This window comes from Sphingobacteriales bacterium (assembly GCA_016711285.1).
Lineage (GTDB): Bacteria > Bacteroidota > Bacteroidia > Chitinophagales > UBA2359 > JADJTG01.
Genome location: JADJTG010000017.1, coordinates 174434 through 194988, shown reverse-complemented (window position 1 = coordinate 194988; position 20555 = coordinate 174434). Strand labels below are relative to the sequence as shown.

Genomic DNA, 20555 nt, shown 5'->3' with positions numbered 1-20555 from the left:
AAGTTTTATTGTGTTAATAATATACCCTGCTTTGCAGAATACTAAATTTATTTCACCAAAATATTTTCATGCAACCAACCATTATTGCTTTCGGAGCAAGCTCCAGCCGCAGTTCTATCAATAAAATTTTTGCTTCTTATACTGCACAACTATTTGAGGCTGCTGCTGTGAAAATTTTAGATTTGAATGATTTTCACGCACCACTTTACTCAATAGATGTAGAGCAAGAAACGGGTATTCCGGCAGATGTAAAAACATTTAGCCGCTACTTAGACAGTGCCGATTTAATTATTATATCTTTAGCCGAACACAATGGCTCTTATTCGGCGTATTTCAAAAATTTGCTGGATTGGACAAGTCGCTATAAATCAAAATTATTTGATAATAAAAAAATGTTGCTGCTTTCTACTTCGTCGGGGGGCAGAGGAGGCAAAAGTGTAATGGAAGCAGCTTTGGTGCGTTTTCCGATACACGGGGCGGATATAGTAGCGCATTTCAGTTTGCCCAAATTTCAGGAAAATTTTGATGCCCGACAAGGCGGCGTAGTGGCTGAAGATTTAAAGCAAGAATACGAGGCAGCAGTACAAACAACAAAGTCAGCACTTCAACAATAAGGTGCTGACTTTGTGATATTGGTTTTATAAAAGATAAAAACTCCTTATTTGCCTTTTTTGTCGGATTTATCGGCAGTTTCTTTATATTGATGGGGGTTCCATCAGCAGCGTAATAGTAGTTTTTTCCTTTTGCTTTTAATCTGAATACCTGTGTTTTTGCTGCATCTTTTGCGCCGTAGCTGATTTTAAAAAGGGTTGCTTCGGTGTATGCAGTCGGAAAGCGTTCTCTGAAATGCAGTGATGCCGCTTCTGGAATTTGCGCCCAATCACTCAGGGTTTCTTCGCTATACACCAAGTTGCCATGCAGGTCGTATATGTAGAAATGTGCACCGTCATTGGCATAGCCTACATATTGCGGCAATTTGTTGTCTCTGTCTTTAAAAATCAATTGCTGTTGGTCAGGAAAAAGCGCATCAGCATCAGTGGTGGAGTATTCTATTGCCGTTTTTGAGGTGCTACCGCCCCGCGAACTGCCTCTTTTGGAACGACCGGATTCTTTAGGAAACTTAATGGGCTTCACACTCCACGCCTGTTTTTCGGCTAATTTCTGCATTTTTCGGAACAATTTCTCTCGTTCTTTGCTATCGGTAGCTCTTTGGTGGGCTGTTTTTTCGTATTTAGTTTGGCATCTTTTTTGGCTCTTTTTGCCAATATGCGCTGCGCTTTCGGCGAAAGAGGAGCATTATTGTGCCGCAAACTCATCATTGTTTTGGTGTGTGGCATTACTATTTCCCACGATTCTATGGCTGCTGCTGCCTGCACACCAAAGTCATTTGCAAAAGCCCGCTGAACAGAAAGCGGTACTTCTTCATTGCTCAAAAGAACACCTACACTGTTGTTATTTTTAGTGGTTTTTTGTGCGGTTACACAGTAATAATTTGAAATAGTAATAAATAATAATAACAAAAACTTTACAAGGGTTTTCATGGGCTATTACTTTTTACGAAGAAAATAAAAAAAGTCTTATAAGATATACGTTGTATCTAAAAGAATATTATAAAAAAGCACTAATTTTTTATTGCTTAATAATGAGGGGATATAAGAATATCAGTATAAAAAAAGTATAGACTCGCTTGTATATAGAGGTTATATAAAGTGTTTGTGCGAATTAGGATTTATATTTTCGCAAAAAAGAAATTAGGTTATCCGATAGAGAGGAAATAAGAGTAAAAAATGAAGGGGAAAACTTTGGATTTTATTATCTATAATTATAAACAATAAAGTAATAACAATAAAGAAAATTTATTCATATTGTTGCTGTTTTATAAAAAAAATGCGAATTATTCAGGAAAATATTTATAAATTTTATTTCTTGGCAAAACTCTTGTAAACTCAACAGTTTCTTTTATAAGATAGATACCAATTCTATATTTTCCTATTCTAATACTAAAAGCATTTTTATCTCCTTTCATTTTTTTGATATTGTTGATGCCTTGAGGGTTTTTAGCATCTTCAACATTCGCTATCACTTTTACAATAGCATCTAATACATCTTGGTTTGTAATATCTTCTATATCTTTTTCAAATTTCTCACGAAATTTTGTTTTCATTTTTGTTTAATTTTTTCATAATTCTTTCCTTTGAAACAAATTTCGTTTTTTTTCCTTCTTCCATTGCTTTAAGCAAACCAATATCTAATAAATCTTCATTAGAAAGTGTTTTAAAAGAAACACCAATGCGATTAGCTAAATCAGTAAACAGTTTTAAATCTGCTTTATTTGTTGAAGCAATAATAAGTCCATTCATGTAAAACTGTAGCTTTTTGCCACGAATTCTGGCGAAGGAGTGCCTATTAGAGGAGGTTTGCCAAATTCGGATTTTAGTGAGGTTGTTGTTACTTTCAGAGGTTCTAAAATCTAAAAAACAACATTGATAATCAATGTGTTATAAAAAAGCGGAGAGAGAGGGATTGAACCCCGGAGGTTTGACCCTCAACGGTTTTCAAGACCGCCGCATTCGGCCACTCTGCCACCTCTCCGAGTGCAAAGGTAAATACATTTTTTATAAAAACACCCATCTTTAAAAAAAATATTTTTTGTCATTTTTTGATGGCGGCAACTATCAAAAAAAACGGCTTCACAACTGATTTGCTGTGAAGCCGCTTGGCGGTTTGGAGTGGAGCTGGTGGGATTTGAACCCACGTCCAGCGAAAGTTCCCATACGCTTTCTACACGTTTAGCTTTTGCTTGTTGTGTCGGCGCAGGGCAGGCGCAAAAGCTTGCCTATGCACTGCGCTTATCTTCTAAAATCTTATTACAGTAGCGAAGCATTTACCGCAACCAGCTTGTCGGGGTCGAAAGTTCGATTAGGCAGCGGACAAGCAGACCGCCCACGAACTATGGTGACTAATTCCTTGAATTAGGCAGCCAGGGCATAAGAGTTGCCATCTAAAAAAAACGTTGGCGACTTGATTTTAACGAGCTAAGGCACAACGCTCGACGTGCTTACATACCAAAATCTATCCTGTCAAGTCCAGTCAGCCCCAAATCTGATGTATTAAACACAACAATATTTCAAAAAGTTTCAATAATCAAAAAAAAATATTGTGATTAATATTTTGTAATACGTTTGCTTATATAAAAGAAATTTTTTAAGAAAAAAAATCTATATTTGTTCAAAATGTGTTGCTGAAAATGGAACAGTTCATAGATTTTTTTGCTACAATGCCTACTTATTACAAGTTGCTTTGGATTTTTATTTGTTTGGCAATATGCTGGGTGGCAGAAGGTGCCGTGCCGCTTTTTTCGTTATCATACAACAAATGGAGACACGATGGCATCAACTTGGTATTTTTGTTGAGCACCATCGTTATTAATGTGGGTTTTGGTGCGGCAACGGCGGGTATTTTGGTTGCAGCCCAGCAGCAGCAATGGGGGCTTTTGTACCAAATAACTTTGCCGTTGTGGGCGAAATTAGTATTGTCTATATTGTTGTTGGATTTTATTGCCCAATGGCTGGCACATTATTTATTGCACCGCATCAAATGGATGGAAATTACATTTGGTGCATCATAGCGATACAAAGGTAGATGCCACTACCGGAACGCGCCACCACCCGGGCGACTATTTTATACGCGAAATTTTTTCGTTGGTGACAGTGTTGTTATTTGGTATTCCGGCGAGTTTTTATGTGTTTTATCGGATAGCCACCGTTTTTTTTACTTACTTCACCCACGCCAATATTGTATTGCCTGCTCTCATAGACAAAACCTTGAGTTGGGTGTTTATAACACCGAATATGCACAAATTTCATCATCATTTCTGAACGCCCCTGGACTGACAGCAATTTTGGGAATATCTTTTCTTTTTGGGATAGGATATTGGGTACTTTGATATATGATAACCCCAAAAAAGTACGCTATGGGGTAGATGTATTAGAAGGTACAGATGACGAAAATATCATGTATCAACTCAATATTCCGTTTGATGGCGCCATCAAAACTGATTATTGAGTGTACTTCTTTTAAGAGCTATATTATTTGAGTTGTTTAAAACAGGTGCAAATATTTTTTTATTTTCTGAATAAGCTCTCTACATACGCACGTTTGTTGAAAACCTGTAAGTGTTCCATTTTTTCGCCCACACCGATATATTTGATGGGTATTTTGAATTGGTCGGCAATCCCCAACACCACACCGCCTTTGGCTGTGCCGTCGAGTTTGGTGATGCAGAGTGCTGTTACGTCTGTCGCCTCCATAAATTGTTTGGCTTGTTCAAAGGCATTTTGTCCGTAGAGCCGTCCAATACGAGCAATACTTCCTGAGGGCGCGTCGGGCTTCACTTTTTGTATAACACGTTTGATTTTAGACAGTTCGTCCATCAAGCCGATTTTGTTGTGCAAGCGTCCTGCTGTATCAATCAGTACTATTTCGCTGTGCATATTGATGGCTTCTTGGGTGGTTTCGGATGCGGTGGAGGCAAGGTCGCTGCCCATTTCTTTGGCAACGATAGGCACGCCCACGCGGTCTGCCCATATTTTGAGTTGGGATACTGCCGCCGCCCGAAAAGTATCTCCAGCACCGAGCAGCACTTTATGTCCGCGTTGTTTGTACTGATATGTTAGCTTCCGATGGTGGTGGTTTGCCCACACCGTTTACGCCCACTACTAAAACAATAAAAGGTTTTTGAATGGAGGAGGGTACATCAAAATCCTCTACATCGGGTGAGTTGTTTTCTTCGAGCAATTCAATGATAACTTCTTTGAGCATATCATAAATATCACTTGGAAGTAACATACTTGTCGCGTGCGGCGCGTGCTTCGAGGCGGTCGATGATTTTGATGGTGGTATTCAAATCAACATCACTGCTGATGAGAGCCATTTCTATTTCGTCGAGCACTTCTTCATCAACTTTCGATTTGCCGGCAACGGCTTTCGAGATTTTTTCAAAAATGCTTTGGTTCGATTTTTTTAAGCCTTCATCTAAGTCTTGTTTTTTTTCGCCGGTAAAAAATTTATCAAAAAATCCCATAATTCGTTACTGTATAAAAAAAGTTTAATTTAAAGATAAAAACGCTGAATGAGAGCGGTAAGTTTTTTATTTTCTATAAAAAGATAAACGAAAAAAAGCCCATCTTCAAAAAATGAGCTTAAATGATATAAAAAACCATATTGAACAAAAAAGTCAAAAAAAACAATACTACTTATAAGTAGCTAAAAAATTCTTCTACTTTATCTTTATGTATCATTTTTTCTTTATAGGTGTAAGCTCCGGTTTCAGGGTTTTTTTCGCTTACAACCACTTTTACAAAGTCTTTACCGCCAGATACCTTACCACGGTCGGTACGGGCGTTTTTGGATACTTTTCCCATTGTTGAGTATTATTTGAAATTTTTTTAAAAAAAAAGAAACATAATATTAACAAGCAGTCCCTGTATTTGGGTTCAGAGAGGCGTTGTTTTTATTTAATTTCTTTGTGAGTGGTCACTTTGCGCAAATACGGATTGTATTTTTTAATTCAATACGTTCGGGTGTATTTTTGCGGTTTTTTGGTAGTGATATAGCGCGACATACCCGCCACTCCTGATGCTTTTGCTCGGTACATTCCAAAATTACCTGTACGCGATTGCCTTTTGATTTTTTTGCCATAATATATTTCCGATGAATCTCTGAATTAGAAATAAAAAAATCTTATTGATTGTTTTTTTGTTGCAACTCCATCAAATACTGATAGATTCCTTTTGTTGATGTTGCGAATAGCCGAAGTGGATACTTTCAATACAATCCACTCATCGGTTTCGGGCACATAGAATTTTTCTTTTGCAGGTTCGGATAAAACCAACGCTTAGTTTTTTGGTTGGATTTTGGAACATTATTGCCCGTAATTGGTCTTTTGCCGGTTAAATCACAAATGCGCGACATATTCTTTATTTGTTTTTAATCGTTAGATATAATTAATTAAAAAGCCTCTGCTACGGGCTTTGAGGGTGCAAATATCTGTTTTATTGTATAATTTTCCAAATATTTGTATCATATTTTTTTATAAAATGGTGCAAGGCGGTTTTTTTTACTATTGCAAACGTTTGCCACAGCCGCGTAGCACCTGTTGATTGATAACTACTTCCACTTTTTTGTCAAAATGGTCGCCGCTCATATCATCTGTGCAGCCCTGATGCAATACGGTGAGCAACATTTTATCGTTTCCCTGCTGCACCTGATACGATATTTGCTTGGTTTCTTTGATGACTTTGGCTTGGCTGTATTTGAAGCGGAGGGTGTCAGTGCCGTAGTTGTTTACGAGCAGTATTTCGTCTATGTTGCGGTTGATTTCGAGTACCAGCCCAGGTTCGTTGCCGATGGCGCGAAACTCCACGCCGCGCGTTTTGGCAATGTTCCAAGGGGCGCAGGCGGGCGGCGCGCTCCTGAGTTTCGTTTTTGGGTGTGGCGGCGGCAGGCTGTTGGGCGGTGCTTGCAGGAGGAGGGGCATCTTTTTGTTTGCACTGTGTGAGCGCAGCGATAGCAGCAAAAGCAAAAATGAATGTGTTGTTATAAAAAAAATGTTTCATAATTCAAGAGGCGGCATTTGTATTGCAAGGCGAAAGTACGATAAGAAGATAATACCTTTTCAATTTTTAATAAAAAATAACGTTATTTGCCCTTTGATTTTTATACCTGTGTCGCCATTATTTGTTTTACCAACAAAGTTTGAACTGTATGCGCCAAGTTGTTTTTTATTGTTACTGTCTTTGTGGCGGGCGTTTTTTTTGCCACTTGCTTTTGCTCAAAACGAAACTACCAAAAGTGTAGTGGTGGGGTCATATTCTCAATCCGCTTGCTACGCGCGATGTGATGTTTTCTTTTACCGACAATCCTTTGCTGAAAGCGAAGAGCAAACGATTACCGAATTGCAATCTGATAATTATTTTTATTTTACGCAAGCCGTACAAACGATGAACTTTGTGCATTTGCAATACGGCGGCGAAACGATGGATTTTTTTGTTGGACTTCGGAGCAGTTGAATGTTACATTTAATGCCATAGACCCTGAAAACACTACAATTTTCGGGCGAAAAATCGGCTAAAACCAGTATTTACAAATTTTCAACAGAAATACAACGGAAACCTCAATCGTATGTATTTTTCCAACGATTATTTTTGTATTATGGTTCTTTGATTTGCTCACGCAAGCCAACACGCTGCCTACCCTGATGGAAGGAAAACATTTATCGCCGCCCAACGCCAACGCCAACTGAAAGGATTGGAAGATTTTAAGCAGCAAAAACCCTTGTCGGCGGCATTTTATCAGTGGGCTTTAGATGCCATCAATTACAGCTATGCCGCCAATATGCTGTGTTTTCTGAAAATGAACAAAGAAATCATTGTGCTTGACCCCGCCGCCGCACCTTCTGCTTTGTACGATTTTTTGAAGAAGCCCCCTCAAAGATATATCGGTGAATAATCCTGTTATCTCAATTTTGTGGCGGCTTATTTGGATTATCATCACGAATACCGAAACGGCAAAACGCCCGATGAAATTGATTTATTTTACAATGCTCTCTCGCGTGTGCTGCAAGGCGCAACGAAAGATTATTTTCAGGCGCGTTATATCATTAAATCCCTGAAAAATAAAAACTTAGATTTGTACAATCACTATTTTTCTACTTTTATTGCCGAAAACAAAAACCCTACTTTTGCACAAGCCGTGCAAATGGTGCATCAGCACAATGTGCGCTTTATGAACGGCGCATTGGCTCCCGAAATTGATGCGCACCGCGACAACGGCTCTGACTTGCAGTTGAGCGATTTTCGCGGAAAGGTGCTGTATGTGAGCTTTTGGGCAAGTTGGTGCAAACCCTGCATTGAAAACATGATAAATACCAAATCATTGAAAGAAAGTTTGGTGAAAAAAGGGGTAGTTTTTGTAAATGTATCAATGGATAGAGATGATGCTACATGGAGGTCATCTTTGCAAAATTATCGCCTTTGGGCATCAATGCCATCAGCGACAACATCGCCGCCGCCAACGCCGATTACGGATTTACCACTTTGCCTGCTTATTTTATCATTGACCGCTATGGCTCTTTTCAAAACAGCAGCGACAGTGGTTTGGAAAATGCCCAGAATACGCTTTTGAAATTATTGCAAGAGTAAATAGATAAATAAAAGACAAAGATTTATTGCTTGTTGATAAATTGTTGATTTTTAATATTTTGTAAAATTTGATGTTGGTACTGTTTTTTTACAAAAAAACACTGTTGCAGCGTACATCAAGCGGTTGGTATAATCTTTATTTTCTCCGATGTCCGATACCCGAAACTTAAAAGCACAAGCTGCTTTGCTGGCAGCCAATGTTATTTATGGACTTAATTTTGTAGTTACCAAATCTATCGTACCTGCATATATCGGGGCTTTTGCTTTGGTAACTTTTCGCGTGGGGAGCGTTTTTGTTATTTGCGCTGATAAAACTATGGATAGTGCCGCGCCAGCATATCCGCCCCGCCGACCGCAGTTTGGTGCTGTGGTGCAGTATTTTCGGCGTGTGCATCAACCAATTGCTTTTTTATCAAAGGTTTGTCGCTCACAAGCCCTATCAATGCCGCCCTGTTGATGATTAGTACGCCTATTTTGGTGCTGATTTTGGCAACTTTAATCAATAAAGAAAGATTGGGTTGGCAAAAAATAACGGGTATTGCGATGGGGCAAGCGGAGCAATTTTGAGTGGTGCTCAACAGCAGTAAAAACAACGGCACACAGGCGGGCAATATGTGGGGCGATTTGCTGATATTCATCAATGCCACTTCGTATTCGTTGTATTTGGTGCTGGTGAAGCCTCTGATGCACCGTTATCATTATCTCACTTTGATGATGTATATTTTTGCGGTGAGTTTGTTGCCGGTTACGCTCATTGGCTACAGCGAGGCAGGAGCAGTGGGAGTGGGGGCTTTGCCACTCAAAGCCTACGCCGCCTTAGCTTTTGTAATTATTTTTACTACGTTTTTTGCATATTTGTTGTATATCTATGCTTTGCAAAGTGTGTCGCCTTCGTTGGCGGGTATGTATATTTATGCCCAACCGTTGGTGGCTTCGTTGGTGGCGGTAGCCTTGGGGTGTAGATGCGCTCACTTGGCAGCACGGCATTGCAGCAGCATTGATTTTCAGCGGCGTATATTTAGTCAATTACAAGCCGCGTTGAGGAGGTGGTAAAAAAATATGTTTGGATACATAAAAAAATACTGATGCAAAATCTGTTTTGCATCAGTATTTCACTTTTTTTAAAAAATCCTGTTTTTAATCTTCTGTTTCTGCTTTAGGTTCTATTTTTTTAAGCGTCAGTGCTTGAAATAATGCCTGAAGCTGGGGTGCTCTTCGATGATACAATTACTGTCGGCAATACGCTCCTGAATGGTGCTGATGCGGTTTTGCGTAAGCGGGTGCGAACTCACAAATTCCGTACGAGGTCGTCACCGTAGCTTTGTAAGTGTGTAAATAAATCCACCATTCCTTTGGGGTCTATGTTGTTCTGCAATAAAGTCTGCAATCCGCTTTCATCGGCTTCGCGCTCAAAATTGCGCGAGTAGGAAAGCGACTGTAAATCTTGGGTATGCTCGCTGATAATAGCCATTACGCCGTTGGCATCGCCGAGTACCGCCGAAATCACAATGTAGCCCGCTATATTGCGGCACAGCATTTTGATGGAGTGGCGGTGATTGACGTGCGCCGCTTCGTGCCCCAGCAATGCCGCCAACTCGCTGTAATGCTCCATTTGTTCCAAAATACCCGTAAATACCACAATTTGCCCGTTCGGCAATGCAAAGGCATTGACCATACTTGATTCTATTACAGAAAATTTCAAGGGCTTTTCATTATTCAAGTTCAGGTGGTATGCAAATTGTGTAAGTTGTTCGCTTTTAATGGAGTCTATATTGGCTACCACAGTATATTGCTGATACGCCATATTTCCCAAGTAGTTATCATAAGATGTGGGCAACCAGTTTGCAGCTTTTTCGCCGATATACGGCACTCCATACCAATAAAAAACCCCCATTAATGCCAACACACACACACCTATTGCCACATAAGTACCCAACGAAAACGACAACAAACGCTGATATAAAGATAATTTTCCGCTTTGGTGCAGGATTTTATAGAAATCATTGATAAACTGATGATCAGTAATTTGTATGGTAGCCACACCTGCCCCTTCACGAAAACTTATATGCAATACTTTGTTGAGAAATTCGCAATGCACTTCATCTGCCGCCCATATTTGGGCGTGCAGTACAGGTTTGTCAAAGATAAAATGCCCTTGTTTTTCATCAAATTCTATGAGTATCTCTTGCGGCACAGATGAAACACCATCGAAAAAAATACCTTGAGTATATAGCATATAAAAAGAGCGTATGTATTAAATCATAAGATCAGTATCTAACCAATCGCTCATATCCTCTCGGTGGCATTAGTATAGTTGGCTTCGGTTTGTAAAACGCTGTTTAAATCTATATCTCCTTCCATATCAATATGCGAAACGATGAACTGCATAATGCGCATTTCTACCCAAGCATAGCCCAAGCCCAATGTAAAAATAATAATGAGAAAACTGGGGACGATTAATTTAAAGAAATCGCCGCCGGTAGCAGTAGAAGTAAAACGGATTTGCCGTTGGTCTTTTTCTAAGTACAAATGATCTACATAAAAAGCGAACATATCTTTTTCCCACCAAAACAAATAAATACCAAGCGTAATAATCGTTAAAAAATAACCTTTGAGATTGAGTAAAAAAAACTCAGTTCCCGAAGCCTCATATTTGAACTCAACATCGCCGTAGCGGATATGGCTAAAAATATAATTGCGCAAATTAATTATCCACCAAGGACCGTAAATACCAAAAGTAATAAGCGTTAAAAAAAATCCTTTGAGTGATAATTGCAAGAGTTCATTGCGGTCGCCGCGATACCCGAAGCGAATACCACGCCACGAAGTGCGCGACATACGATAGCGATAAGTGCCATGCAGGGCTAAAGGAGCAAGAATACCCAAACCGCCAAAAAGCACGAGTAATGCTAAAATAACATATCCGTAAATGCTTAACAGAAAAAATAAACCATAGATGCCCAATAAAATCAACAGTGCTTTGATAAAGCCTTTAAACATTTCGTTTCCTGTGCCGTGAAAAGCAAAAGGGTCATTTTCAAGCGCGGTGGAGCCATATACATATTGCAATCTTTTGGCTTTTGCCCAAGGATAATACAAGCCCAAAGTAATAGCAGTTAATATCCAGTTGATAATGATAATACCGAAGTATTCACTGCCTTTGCCCCAAAAAGAAAGTTGATAAGAACGCTGCGTGTTGGCAGGTTCGGTGGGTAAGTAGTTACTTTCCATAAAAGAAATAAGAGGTTTTTGATGAAAAAAAATTGGTAAATAAAGATAGAAATAAATCTGCTATAAAGATATGAAAAATCTTATAATATTGCATAAAAAGCGAAATATTTACCGAAAGGTAAATATTTACGCATATATGAATATAATTATCTGTTGTCTGTCAAGGCTTAAAACCGTACTTCAAACCGACACATTTCAGGTAGTGCCTAAGCCGTACCAGCCGTTGAGGTCGGCAACTGTGGTGGCACTGCTGCTGTCGTTGGCATCTGAAATATATTTTTCGTTCAAAATATTATTGGCGTTCAAGATAGCAGTAAAACTGAGGTTTATAGGTTCACCTGCCTTTTTTGTAGGTGATGTTTTGATAGGGATAGGTGTTCTTAGATTTTTTGTTTTTTTGTGAAAAGAATTTCGTACATAATAAAATCATTACTAAAATACTCCGGCTGATTTTTCTAATCAACTTTTTTTTCGTGCTCCTTCAAAAATACTGCCGCCGTGCGGGCGAGGGTCTTTTCGAGTGGTGTAAATTCAAAGTTCAGGGTGCGGCGTATTTTGGAAGTATCGTAATCGTAGTGCTCCTGCGCCGAAATGGCGGTTTCGCGGGTGAGCAGCGGCTCTGTGCCGCCAAGCCGGTATTTCAGGGCTTCCCACCGCCAGAGCAGTTCCAGCATCCACGGGCGGGCGTGGCGCGTGGGCGGTTTTTTACCCAAATGAAAAGCAATGCTCTCCAACAGGTGCTGATACGAATAAGTGCCGCCGCTTAATACAAATCGCTCGCCCGAAATATCGCTGTTCATCAAAGCGCAGGCGGCGCGTGCCACATCTTGCACATCTACAAAGCCATTGGTGCCGGTGGTGTAATAAGGAAATTCATCGTACATCTGCGCAAAAAACTTCGCCGTTCCGCTGTTCCAGTCCCAAGGTCCTAAAATAATAGAAGGGTTGATAATGACAGCATTTAAACCCTCTGCCATAGCGCGCCACACTTCTTTTTCGGCTTTGTATTTGCTTTTGGCATATTCGCTGTTCAGGGGGCTGTCCACCCAGCGCGTGGTTTCGTCAAGCGGCGGCGGCGGTGTGTTTGTAATTTTGCTGCGTCCCAATGCCGCCACCGAACTCACATGCAGCAGTTTTTGTATGCCTACCTGCAATGCCATATTTACCACATTAGCAGTGCCTTCGCAGTTGGTTTTGAGCATAGCGGCTTGGTGCTTTGGCGAAAAGCTCACCACCGCCGCGCAATGATATACCTGCGAAACGCCCTCAAAAACCGCTTGCAGCGAAACGAGATCTAAAATATCGCCTTGCACCCACATTACGCCCTCGCACGGGGCGTTGGCGGGCAACTGCCGATGATACAAAGCACGCACAGGTTGCTGCGCCGCTTGCAAGCAACGCACTATTTCTAACCCTAAAAATCCGCCGGCTCCGGTAACGAGTATCATAAAAATTTCGTTGAAAAGAAAGTGTAAAGATAAGTAGCTGAAAGAAAGATTTTTGAAGTAGCGGCTTAAAAGTTTATAATAGCCGAAAATTGGGCTTACTTTTACACGCTGCAAAACGGGGGCTGCTCCCACAAAACGGCAGTATTTTATCGGAAACAAAAACAAATTTTTTTTAAAACATACTTTTCTGTATCCTATTTTACTTTTTTTATGATAACATCAATGTATCAACGTTGGGGGGCGATGCTGCTCCTGTTGTGTATGCCTTTTGCCTTGCTGTGGAGTCAAACAGAAAAAGGTACAGCCGAAACCGTCAAAAAGGCTTCTTCCGACCGCTTGGTGCTCGAACTCAATTATGTGGGGGCATCTGCTTTGCCCGACAGTATGACGACCAAGTGGTACAGTCGCGGGGCTAATTTTTATTTAGCTTATGATATTCCTTTGGGCAAAGGTGGGCATTTTTCGTTTTCGCCCGGTATCGGTTTCAGCTCGCACAATTTGTTTAACAACCGACTTTTTGAGCGAGATAGCTCCAAATTGCTCGCCATACCTATTGACAGTAGCACCACCTACAAAAGAAATAAACTCTCTGCCAACTACTTAGAAGTGCCTTTGGAGTTGCGCTGGCGGAGTGCGGCGGATAAGTCGGGCAACCGATTTAAGGTGGGCATTGGTTTGCGGGTGGGCTATTTGCTCAATGTGCATACCAAATATTATGGCACGGTGGTCAATGATGCCAATATTCAGTATGTAACGAAGATAAAAGAAAGCAAACTACCACACCGCAATGAAATTCGTTTCGGACCTACCTTGCGCCTCGGCTACGGCGGGTTTAATTTGGTGGGTTTTTATTCGCTCACGCCTATTTTCAAAAAAGGGAGTGCTCCCGAAATTACCACTTTTTCGGTGGGGATTAGTTTTAATAGTTTGTAGTAAAACATAGGAGTAGATAAAAATCTTCGCTCCTTTTTTTATTTAAAGTTGCTTAATGCCTTTTATTGGTTTGTCTTTATCAATTTTTATCCGCAGTATAGTTGTAAGATGCTATACTGCGGATTTTTATGTGTTTTTTTAGATTCTAAACAGAAAAATATTTTATACTGTTAAAACCTTTGTACATTCTTCTCCAAATTGGCTGATAATTCTAACCGCAATTTTTTGTCCTTTCTTTTTGATTTCGATGGGGTGCGAAATGTGTCCATACAAACGGTCGAAGGCTTCATCGTCAATTTCTATTTTTAGGGTTTTCTCCACTTTCTTTTTGGTGCTGTCTTTGGCTAAATTATCCAATCCTTTTTTCCATTTATCAAATTCGGTTTTGTCTCCACCGCAGAAGAATACTTGCTTCACCACAAAGTTGCTACCGTCATAATCTTCGTCCACCATCCAATAAGCAATGTCGTGAACATTACGGGCTTTTACTTCGTCTTTGATGGGGTCGTAAATGTCTAAGCCTTTGATTTCTACTTGCACCATTGTCTGAATCACGGATTTTTCGGATTTGGGGATTTCGCTGATTTTTTCTGTGGAATCTTTTAATCCCTCTAATCTGTGATTCAGACGAATAAGCTCAATATCAGGCTCGCCAATGGTTACAAAACTGGCGGCTGATTTTGCGGGTTTCTTTTTTAATCCTTCTTGCAATAAATCATCGTGAATACGCGCTTTTGTCACTTCAAATGTCCCCATACTCATCGTTTGCGTGCCGCCTTCTATGTCGCTTTCAAAACTGAAACCGAGAATAATGAGCCAGTTGGCATCTCCTTTTTGACGACATTCTTTTACCGCATCGCTTACCAATTTTTTACTCACCGTTCCGAATTTCGGACCAATGTGAAAATAGGCTTTTTCTTCCCCTTTTTCTGTTTGGTAATACCCTTCAAGGTGCAAAGCTTCTCCACTTAAATTTCTCATATCTGGTTTAAAAACCACCATTTCATCTTTTCTGCCGTTTTTGATACCTGCTGAAAGCAAATGCTGCTTTATGGTCTCTTCAAACTGACCACTCACCACCGACCACTCATCATTCTTGTCTAATTCTTCTGGACTGATGGGTTCATAGTTTTGTAAGGTTTCAACGGTGAAAGGACCACTTACCCGAAGTAGTTTTTTGTCTTGCTCGGGTTGGTCGTAAAGTGTTTCTGTGGCAGGCGGTTCATCGTTTGCCAACGATTTTAAGGTAATGTGCGGAACGGTTTTGTAGATGAAGCCTTGGCGAATATCTCCTTCTGTCTGAATCGCTGATTTTGCAGATTTATAGATTTTACCGTTTTTTTCTGTGGAATCATTTAATCCGCTTAATCCGTGATGCTGACTATAGAGTTTGTAATACGGAAACACCGCCGTCATTAAACGCTGCTTGGCAATGTTCAAGGCAATTCTACTGGTATCAATCGTTATCCATCTTCTTCCCCATTGTTCAGCTACAAAAGCTGTTGTACCACTTCCACAGGTTGGGTCTAAAACTAAATCGCCTGGGTCAGTCGTCATTAAAATGCAGCGTTTAACTATTGTCAAGTGTGGTTTGAACAACATAAATTTTATCCCCACCAAATTGATTTTGCCCCAGATTATCAATGGTCCACAGGTTATTTATTGGCATAAATTGAAATCTTGAAGTATCTAACATACCAAAAGATTAACTCTTATCAATTGGCTTATATTCTTTAAGTCTATTCATACCATTTTGATAATTTGCTTTTCCAATGATTACCCTTTTTAGGTTCATAAATTTTCCTTCTAAATTCAAATTCATAAAAGCAAGTTCTTTTGGTGGATTTTGAGAAGATAAAAGATGAGTTCATCTTTAGAGCCATCAGGTTTCATTGGTAAGCTAAATTTTACAAATTTTCCTTTTCCCATTCTTCAGTTGATATTCTTCTACCATTTTTAATTCAATTTTTTTGTATGCAGATGAGTCTTCACCACCAAACTCCTTTCTCTTTATAAAGTGTCCTATATTTTACTTTTGAAGCATCTTTTGAATACCAAAGTAAGTAATCGCCTGCTCTTGAAAGTGTTGAAGTTTCAAACCCACTTGTTGTTGCATAAGAAATTAAACAAATGAAATTTTCACTTCCAAAAACTTCATCCATTAAATTTCTTACTAAATGCACATTTTCATCGGAAATTTGTACAAAACAAGAACCACTTTCATTCAATAGTTCTTTTGCTATTAATAATCTATCTCTTAAATAAGAAAGGTAGGAATGAATACCGAGTTCCCAAGTGTCACGAAAAGCTTTTATTTGTTCAGGTTCTCCTGTTAGTGCTTCATCATTACCATCTTTTACATCTCGGTTGTTTAATTTTATTTGCCAGTTGCTTCCATACTTAATTCCATAAGGTGGGTCAAAATAAATGGTTTGCACCTGCCCCGCCATTCCTTCACGTTCCAATAAACTCGCCATTACGAGGTGGCTATCGCCTTGTATGAGTCGGTTTGTCCAGCCGTCTTGGTGGTGGTAATATTCACTTACTTTTTCGAGTTCGTCTTTATCTAAAGCATTGCCAAATAGTTCGTTTACACTAAACAAATCCATTTGGTTGCTCTGGGTTTCCGTTACATTGTACAGATTTTTAATTAGCGTTTCGGGTGCTATGTGTTCGTGGCGGTAGAGGCTGCGTATGTCCACCTGCAACAAATCATCACGGTCGTCGTTGCCGTATTTGTTGAGCCAAAAGAGTTCGGGGTCTTGCCCACGGTGTACCACAGGGTTTTTGGGCAATTCCAATACCTTTTTGCCGCTGCTTACTTTCTCGTTAGCTTCTTCATAACCCGCTTCTTCTTTGCTGGGTATGTGGGCACGTTTGTCGCCTTTGTGTTTTATGGATTCCATTGTCTGAATTACTGATTTTACTGATTATTAGATTTCGCTGATTTTTGAGAGAGTATCAGTCTTTTAAACTCTAAACTTTTTGCACCAAAATTGATGAGTAAGCCAATTTCTAATTTATAGGCTTTCAAATAATTTAATGCTTGTGCTAAATGCACATCGTCCAATTGAATAATTGCCTTTAATTCCACCAACACTTTATTTTCTACTACAAAATCTGCCCTTCTGGTGCCAATTGGCTCAGACAAATCTTTGTAGAAAATTTCTTGTTCAATTTCACGGGCAAATTCTAAACCTGCCTTGCTCATTTCATAAGCTAAGGCTCTTTGATAAATGACTTCTTGAAAGCCATTTCCTAAAAATTTGTGTACTTCAAAAGAAGCACCAATAATTTTTTCAGTTATGTCTTTATGCTTTAACTCTTCCATAGTTTTTATTCTCTAAATTTTTAATCTGTGAAATCTATTAATCTGCCTAATCTGCGATTCAGATAATGGAGTTTATTTTTTCGATTAATTGATTCTTGATATTTCGGATGTCGTTTGCCACTTCAATAAAATGCCATTCGGGATATTCGTATTTATCCTTTAAAGCATTTACAGCAGGAATCCAACGGTTTTCTACAAACCATTTTTTCTCTGCTTTGTCTTTCTTTTTATCTTGTCCTGTTATTTCAATTATCAAGTTTTTGGGTAATCCATCTTTTCCTTTCACTCTAACTATGAAATCAGGTAAATACTGTAAGTCTTTGCCGTCTTTAGTATAAGGAATGGCAAAACCTAAAAATTGGTTTTTTATATAACATTCAACCGTTTCTATTTCTTCCAATGTTTTGGCACATATACCTTCCCAATCGCTGTCCATTACCACATAGTTTACGTGGCTTTTATCTGTTTTGTAAACATCTTTAACTGTATATCCACTTACATATTTAGTGCTGCTAAACTTGTTGTAATAGTTAAACACAGGTCTTATATGTTCGGTGGTGTTAAGATGTGGGTTGATGCCACGATATATGTGTCCAATTATCTCACTTGGTTCTTCAAAGTAAAGCAGCTTTTTAAACTGTGGTTCAAGATTGAGGACAATAACTTTTTCATTGTACCATTCTTCGACTATCTTTTTTAGTTTATTGAATTTATGAAAGTGTGGATTTTGCCCATTTTCATCGCTAAACTTTTGCCTTATTAGTTCTTTTGTAATTAGGAATATGAGTTCTTGGTCACGTTTTTCCAAAACACTTTTTACCTGCAATATTTCTTTGTTGGGTGAAATTGGACTTACCAATTCTGTAACAGTTGGCATACCGAAAATTTCATAATTTTCAATATTGCTGAAATCGTATTTTATATCATCATCTAAATTCTCCACACGGTAGCCAATTACATTCGGAAACTCTATTTCCATTTCAGCCTGTCTTTCAGGAATAGCAGCAATATGTGTTAAATCAACAGGCGGCGGCGGTGTTTCGGTTTTGCCCCCTTTAAACATTTTGAACGGAACGCCAATAATATGAGCATATTCAGGCGGAAATTTTTCGATGACGATTTTTCGTTTGTCGTTGGTAGGATTTCCGTCCTTATCGTAGCCCTGCAAAAATAATTCATTCTTCGCAAAGCTCTACCTGCCACTTGCTCGCAAAGTAATTGCGAACCAAAAGCACGTAAACCCATAATGTGAGTTACCGTGTTAGCATCCCAACCTTCGGTAAGCATAGAAACAGAAACTACACAACGAATGTGTGAACCTAATTTACCTTGCTGACCAACGGTGTTTACCACTTCACGAAGAATTTCAGCATCGGAGATGTTGGAGATGCTTCCTTGTCCGTGCATTCGGGCATAATCCTTTTTGAACTCTTCGATTTCGGAAGCAAAAATCTTCTTAAAGTCTTCGTTGATTTGTTCGCCATTCTCCAAAGCATCACTGTCAATCAGCAATGTTGGTGGTCTTCGTAGAGGTTTTTTTGTAGTAGCATCATAATTAGAAAACAAATCATACTGACCACTTACAACTATCAACTCATCACTATTAAGGTATTCGTAACCTGCAATGTATTTATACACTTCCTTAGATACACCTGTGTTGTTGCAAACCACGATAAAGACTGGCGGTGCAGAAAATAGACTTTTCTTTTCTTCTTTATGCTTACGGATACCTTTATCATATTCAACATAGTGATTGTAAAATTGGTCTAACGCACCTTTTACTAATGGTGGCAGATTTGGTCTTTGTTCAATATATTTTTTGCCTTCGGCATTTGCTTCTTTTTTTGTAGTTGTCCTTCCTTTTTTTGGTAAATCATCTTTAACGTGGTCGTATAAATTCCGCAACACTGGCATTGTCAATTCCTGTGTGTTGTCGCTTTCAGGTAGGAATGGGATTTTCACCAACCCGCTTTCAATCGCTTCAATTAAACCAAAGTCTGAAACTACCCAAGGAAATAAACTGTAAGGTGTGTAACCTGAACCTGTTAAATAATAAGGGGTTGCAGAAAGGTCATAAACTGCTTGCAGTTTAAACTTCTTTGCTATTTCACGAAGTCCGCTAAACCAAACGGCTGCTCTTGCGTTTTCGTCAGCTTCTTCATTGTCGGTAGTTTTTTTTGAAGGTTTTGGTTTGTAACAATGGTGTGCTTCATCATTTAAAATCAAAACCCTACTGCCAGATTTGAATTTCCCTAAAGTCCGCTTTACAACTTGTGTAAAATCTTCTTTGTTGTCGGTGTCCATTTTCTTGCCTTCTAAATCCACTTTACCGTCAAAAGGGCTGCGTTTGTTGCCTTGCAGAATTTTAGGTTCAAAAGTGTGATAGTTTGTTATTACCAATCTTGCGTTCAGATTTTCCAAACGATGTTCCATATTCGCAGGAATCAACCCACGAACACGGTAATAATCTTCAATGTCTTTCGGATTTTTGTTTTTCGTGTCAACGAATAAAACGCCAAATCTGCTTTTGATAGTTACACCCGGTGCAACAATTAAAAAGTAATCGGCAAATCGTGTATCGTTTCTATATTCTTGTCTATTGAAATAGTGATAACAAATTAAACAAGCCATTACAACCGTCTTGCCCGAACCTGTCGCCATTTTAAAAGCAATTCTCGGAAGTTGGTCGGCTGGGTCGTCACTTACAGTTTGTTGTCCGTTGCGAAGCAAGTTTAAAATGTGTTGTCCAGCATTTGATTTTTCGGCAACTTCATTGAGCCAAATAGCGGTTTCAACCGCTTCTTGTTGGGCAAAGAAAAGTTTTTTTGTTACAAGTCTTTCGGGATTGTTAAACCAAAAAGTCAGAAGTTCTTTCGTTACTCTTGTTGTGTTTGGATAATTGGCTGTTCGCCAAAGTCCAACTTCTTTTCGGCAAAGGTTAATGAGGAGAGCAATGTATTCTTCGGCATCTTCGTTCCTTTCAAAAACTTCTTTCTGTCCTGTTTGTCGGGTAGGTATAACCGCCGAATCCGCTTTAAATATTCTCCGTCCTTTGCGAATATCTGTATAGTCCAAACTACCTTCGCTGTCTGTGTTGTAATGCAGCAGCGGCTCTACATAAGGACTATTTAATATTGGATTGTCTATTATACTCATTATTTTTTATTAAGATTAATTATTATTTGTTTCTGCCCCATCATAGCAAAGATAAATATACACCCTGAATTTACAAAATAGCTTTTAATGCCTCGTATCCCCCCTCAACCTACCTCTAAAATAGCCCGACCTAAGGCGCAACTAAGACGACCTACCTTTTTGCTAGGTAGCACCTACCTTTTTGGTAGGTCGTCTTAGCTTTTTCGTAGGTATGCCTACCTTTTTGCTAGGTAGTACCTACCTTTTTCGTAGGTC

General features: G+C 39.3%; 18 protein-coding genes, 1 tRNA gene, 1 other RNA gene and 6 pseudogenes. 8 read left to right on the top strand and 18 right to left on the bottom strand.

Annotated elements, in window-relative coordinates; all coding sequences use genetic code 11:
- Positions 1-68 precede the first annotated feature (68 nt).
- Complete coding sequence (locus tag IPL35_16875; protein MBK8444964.1) at positions 69-614, top strand: NAD(P)H-dependent oxidoreductase; 546 nt, start codon at positions 69-71, stop codon at positions 612-614.
- Here IPL35_16875 and IPL35_16870 read toward each other — a convergent pair.
- The 6 genes from IPL35_16870 to ssrA all read right to left on the bottom strand — a co-directional run bounded on the left by IPL35_16870 (position 496) and on the right by ssrA (position 3098).
- A complete protein-coding gene (locus IPL35_16870) occupies positions 496-1167 on the bottom strand; it encodes a hypothetical protein (GenBank protein ID MBK8444963.1) in 672 nt (223 codons plus the stop codon). The genes IPL35_16875 and IPL35_16870 overlap by 119 nt on opposite strands.
- A complete protein-coding gene (locus tag IPL35_16865) occupies positions 1155-1520 on the bottom strand; it encodes a hypothetical protein (GenBank protein ID MBK8444962.1) in 366 nt (121 codons plus the stop codon). The genes IPL35_16870 and IPL35_16865 overlap by 13 nt, the downstream gene beginning before the upstream one ends.
- Positions 1521-1894: 374 nt before the next feature.
- The gene (locus IPL35_16860) at positions 1895-2164 is read right to left on the bottom strand and encodes a type II toxin-antitoxin system RelE/ParE family toxin (GenBank protein ID MBK8444961.1); all 270 of its coding nucleotides are present in this window, start codon (positions 2162-2164) and stop codon (positions 1895-1897) included.
- Positions 2145-2360 (bottom strand): hypothetical protein, encoded by a 216-nt coding sequence (locus tag IPL35_16855; GenBank protein ID MBK8444960.1) that lies wholly within the window; start codon positions 2358-2360, stop codon positions 2145-2147. Before IPL35_16855 ends, IPL35_16860 begins: the two co-directional genes overlap by 20 nt.
- Before the next feature lie 149 nt (positions 2361-2509).
- Positions 2510-2592, bottom strand: a tRNA-Ser gene (locus IPL35_16850).
- Positions 2593-2727: 135 nt separating this feature from the next.
- Positions 2728-3098: a transfer-messenger RNA gene (gene ssrA / locus IPL35_16845) on the bottom strand.
- A gap of 149 nt (positions 3099-3247) precedes the next feature.
- Between ssrA and IPL35_16840 the strand changes: the two are divergent.
- A pseudogene (locus tag IPL35_16840) lies at positions 3248-4065 on the top strand (sterol desaturase family protein).
- A 59-nt stretch (positions 4066-4124) separates the two neighbouring features.
- Here the strand turns inward: IPL35_16840 and ftsY are convergent.
- The 5 genes and pseudogenes from ftsY to IPL35_16815 form a co-directional block, all read right to left on the bottom strand.
- Positions 4125-5083 (bottom strand): annotated as a pseudogene (ftsY, locus tag IPL35_16835) (signal recognition particle-docking protein FtsY).
- Between the two features lie 172 nt (positions 5084-5255).
- On the bottom strand, positions 5256-5423 hold the full coding sequence (locus IPL35_16830; protein MBK8444959.1) for a DUF4295 family protein: 168 nt from the start codon (positions 5421-5423) through the stop codon (positions 5256-5258).
- Positions 5424-5512: 89 nt separating this feature from the next.
- Positions 5513-5700: pseudogene (rpmG, locus tag IPL35_16825) on the bottom strand (50S ribosomal protein L33).
- 25 nt (positions 5701-5725) lie between these two features.
- Positions 5726-5973: pseudogene (gene rpmB, locus IPL35_16820) on the bottom strand (50S ribosomal protein L28).
- A gap of 148 nt (positions 5974-6121) precedes the next feature.
- Positions 6122-6538 (bottom strand): hypothetical protein, encoded by a 417-nt coding sequence (locus tag IPL35_16815; GenBank protein MBK8444958.1) that lies wholly within the window; start codon positions 6536-6538, stop codon positions 6122-6124.
- Between the two features lie 172 nt (positions 6539-6710).
- Between IPL35_16815 and IPL35_16810 the strand changes: the two genes are divergently transcribed.
- The 5 genes from IPL35_16810 to IPL35_16790 all read left to right on the top strand — a co-directional run bounded on the left by IPL35_16810 (position 6711) and on the right by IPL35_16790 (position 9254).
- On the top strand, positions 6711-7070 hold the full coding sequence (locus IPL35_16810) for a hypothetical protein (GenBank protein ID MBK8444957.1): 360 nt from the start codon (positions 6711-6713) through the stop codon (positions 7068-7070).
- 238 nt (positions 7071-7308) lie between these two features.
- Positions 7309-7509 carry a hypothetical protein gene (locus IPL35_16805; GenBank protein ID MBK8444956.1) on the top strand — a complete coding sequence of 67 codons (201 nt, stop codon included), beginning with the start codon at positions 7309-7311 and terminating at the stop codon, positions 7507-7509.
- A gap of 18 nt (positions 7510-7527) precedes the next feature.
- The gene (locus IPL35_16800) at positions 7528-8184 is read left to right on the top strand and encodes a TlpA family protein disulfide reductase (protein MBK8444955.1); all 657 of its coding nucleotides are present in this window, start codon (positions 7528-7530) and stop codon (positions 8182-8184) included.
- Positions 8185-8537: 353 nt separating this feature from the next.
- Positions 8538-8768: an EamA family transporter gene (locus tag IPL35_16795; protein ID MBK8444954.1), complete on the top strand. Its 231-nt coding sequence runs from the start codon at positions 8538-8540 to the stop codon at positions 8766-8768.
- The gene (locus tag IPL35_16790) at positions 8769-9254 is read left to right on the top strand and encodes a DMT family transporter (GenBank protein ID MBK8444953.1); all 486 of its coding nucleotides are present in this window, start codon (positions 8769-8771) and stop codon (positions 9252-9254) included.
- Between the two features lie 235 nt (positions 9255-9489).
- Here the strand turns inward: IPL35_16790 and IPL35_16785 are convergent, their stop codons facing one another.
- The 3 genes and pseudogenes from IPL35_16785 to IPL35_16775 all read right to left on the bottom strand — a co-directional run bounded on the left by IPL35_16785 (position 9490) and on the right by IPL35_16775 (position 12880).
- The gene (locus IPL35_16785; protein ID MBK8444952.1) at positions 9490-10437 is read right to left on the bottom strand and encodes a M48 family metallopeptidase; all 948 of its coding nucleotides are present in this window, start codon (positions 10435-10437) and stop codon (positions 9490-9492) included.
- 18 nt (positions 10438-10455) lie between these two features.
- Positions 10456-11432, bottom strand: a pseudogene (locus tag IPL35_16780) (DUF898 domain-containing protein).
- Positions 11433-11887: 455 nt separating this feature from the next.
- On the bottom strand, positions 11888-12880 hold the full coding sequence (locus IPL35_16775; protein ID MBK8444951.1) for an NAD-dependent epimerase/dehydratase family protein: 993 nt from the start codon (positions 12878-12880) through the stop codon (positions 11888-11890).
- 222 nt (positions 12881-13102) lie between these two features.
- Here IPL35_16775 and IPL35_16770 point away from each other — a divergent pair, with 222 nt between their 5' ends.
- Entirely contained in the window at positions 13103-13813 is a 711-nt protein-coding gene (locus tag IPL35_16770) for a PorT family protein (protein MBK8444950.1), read from the top strand.
- A 162-nt stretch (positions 13814-13975) separates the two neighbouring features.
- On the opposite strand, the gene IPL35_16765 is transcribed toward IPL35_16770, so the two are convergent.
- The 4 genes and pseudogenes from IPL35_16765 to IPL35_16750 form a co-directional block, all read right to left on the bottom strand.
- Positions 13976-15370, bottom strand: coding sequence for a hypothetical protein (locus IPL35_16765; protein ID MBK8444949.1), 1395 nt, complete (start codon positions 15368-15370; stop codon positions 13976-13978).
- A 431-nt stretch (positions 15371-15801) separates the two neighbouring features.
- Positions 15802-16719 (bottom strand): hypothetical protein, encoded by a 918-nt coding sequence (locus tag IPL35_16760; GenBank protein MBK8444948.1) that lies wholly within the window; start codon positions 16717-16719, stop codon positions 15802-15804.
- A 17-nt stretch (positions 16720-16736) separates the two neighbouring features.
- Positions 16737-17144, bottom strand: a complete 408-nt coding sequence (locus tag IPL35_16755; GenBank protein ID MBK8444947.1) for a GxxExxY protein — start codon at positions 17142-17144, stop codon at positions 16737-16739.
- A gap of 58 nt (positions 17145-17202) precedes the next feature.
- Positions 17203-20300 (bottom strand): annotated as a pseudogene (locus tag IPL35_16750) (DEAD/DEAH box helicase family protein).
- Positions 20301-20555: the final 255 nt, after the last annotated feature.

Excerpts from the sequence above, each read along its gene's own strand:
- IPL35_16765 (MBK8444949.1), bottom strand. The coding sequence starts at position 15,370 with ATGACGACTGACCCAGGCGATTTAGTTTTAGACCCAACCTGTGGAAGT.
- IPL35_16875 (MBK8444964.1), top strand. The coding sequence starts at position 69 with ATGCAACCAACCATTATTGCTTTCGGAGCAAGCTCCAGCCGCAGTTCT.
- IPL35_16855 (MBK8444960.1), bottom strand. The coding sequence starts at position 2,360 with ATGAATGGACTTATTATTGCTTCAACAAATAAAGCAGATTTAAAACTG.
- IPL35_16815 (MBK8444958.1), bottom strand. The coding sequence starts at position 6,538 with ATGCCCCTCCTCCTGCAAGCACCGCCCAACAGCCTGCCGCCGCCACAC.
- IPL35_16775 (MBK8444951.1), bottom strand. The coding sequence starts at position 12,880 with ATGATACTCGTTACCGGAGCCGGCGGATTTTTAGGGTTAGAAATAGTG.
- IPL35_16760 (MBK8444948.1), bottom strand. The coding sequence starts at position 16,719 with ATGGAATCCATAAAACACAAAGGCGACAAACGTGCCCACATACCCAGC.
- IPL35_16860 (MBK8444961.1), bottom strand. The coding sequence starts at position 2,164 with ATGAAAACAAAATTTCGTGAGAAATTTGAAAAAGATATAGAAGATATT.
- IPL35_16770 (MBK8444950.1), top strand. The coding sequence starts at position 13,103 with ATGTATCAACGTTGGGGGGCGATGCTGCTCCTGTTGTGTATGCCTTTT.
- IPL35_16785 (MBK8444952.1), bottom strand. The coding sequence starts at position 10,437 with ATGCTATATACTCAAGGTATTTTTTTCGATGGTGTTTCATCTGTGCCG.
- IPL35_16755 (MBK8444947.1), bottom strand. The coding sequence starts at position 17,144 with ATGGAAGAGTTAAAGCATAAAGACATAACTGAAAAAATTATTGGTGCT.
- IPL35_16830 (MBK8444959.1), bottom strand. The coding sequence starts at position 5,423 with ATGGGAAAAGTATCCAAAAACGCCCGTACCGACCGTGGTAAGGTATCT.
- IPL35_16870 (MBK8444963.1), bottom strand. The coding sequence starts at position 1,167 with ATGCAGAAATTAGCCGAAAAACAGGCGTGGAGTGTGAAGCCCATTAAG.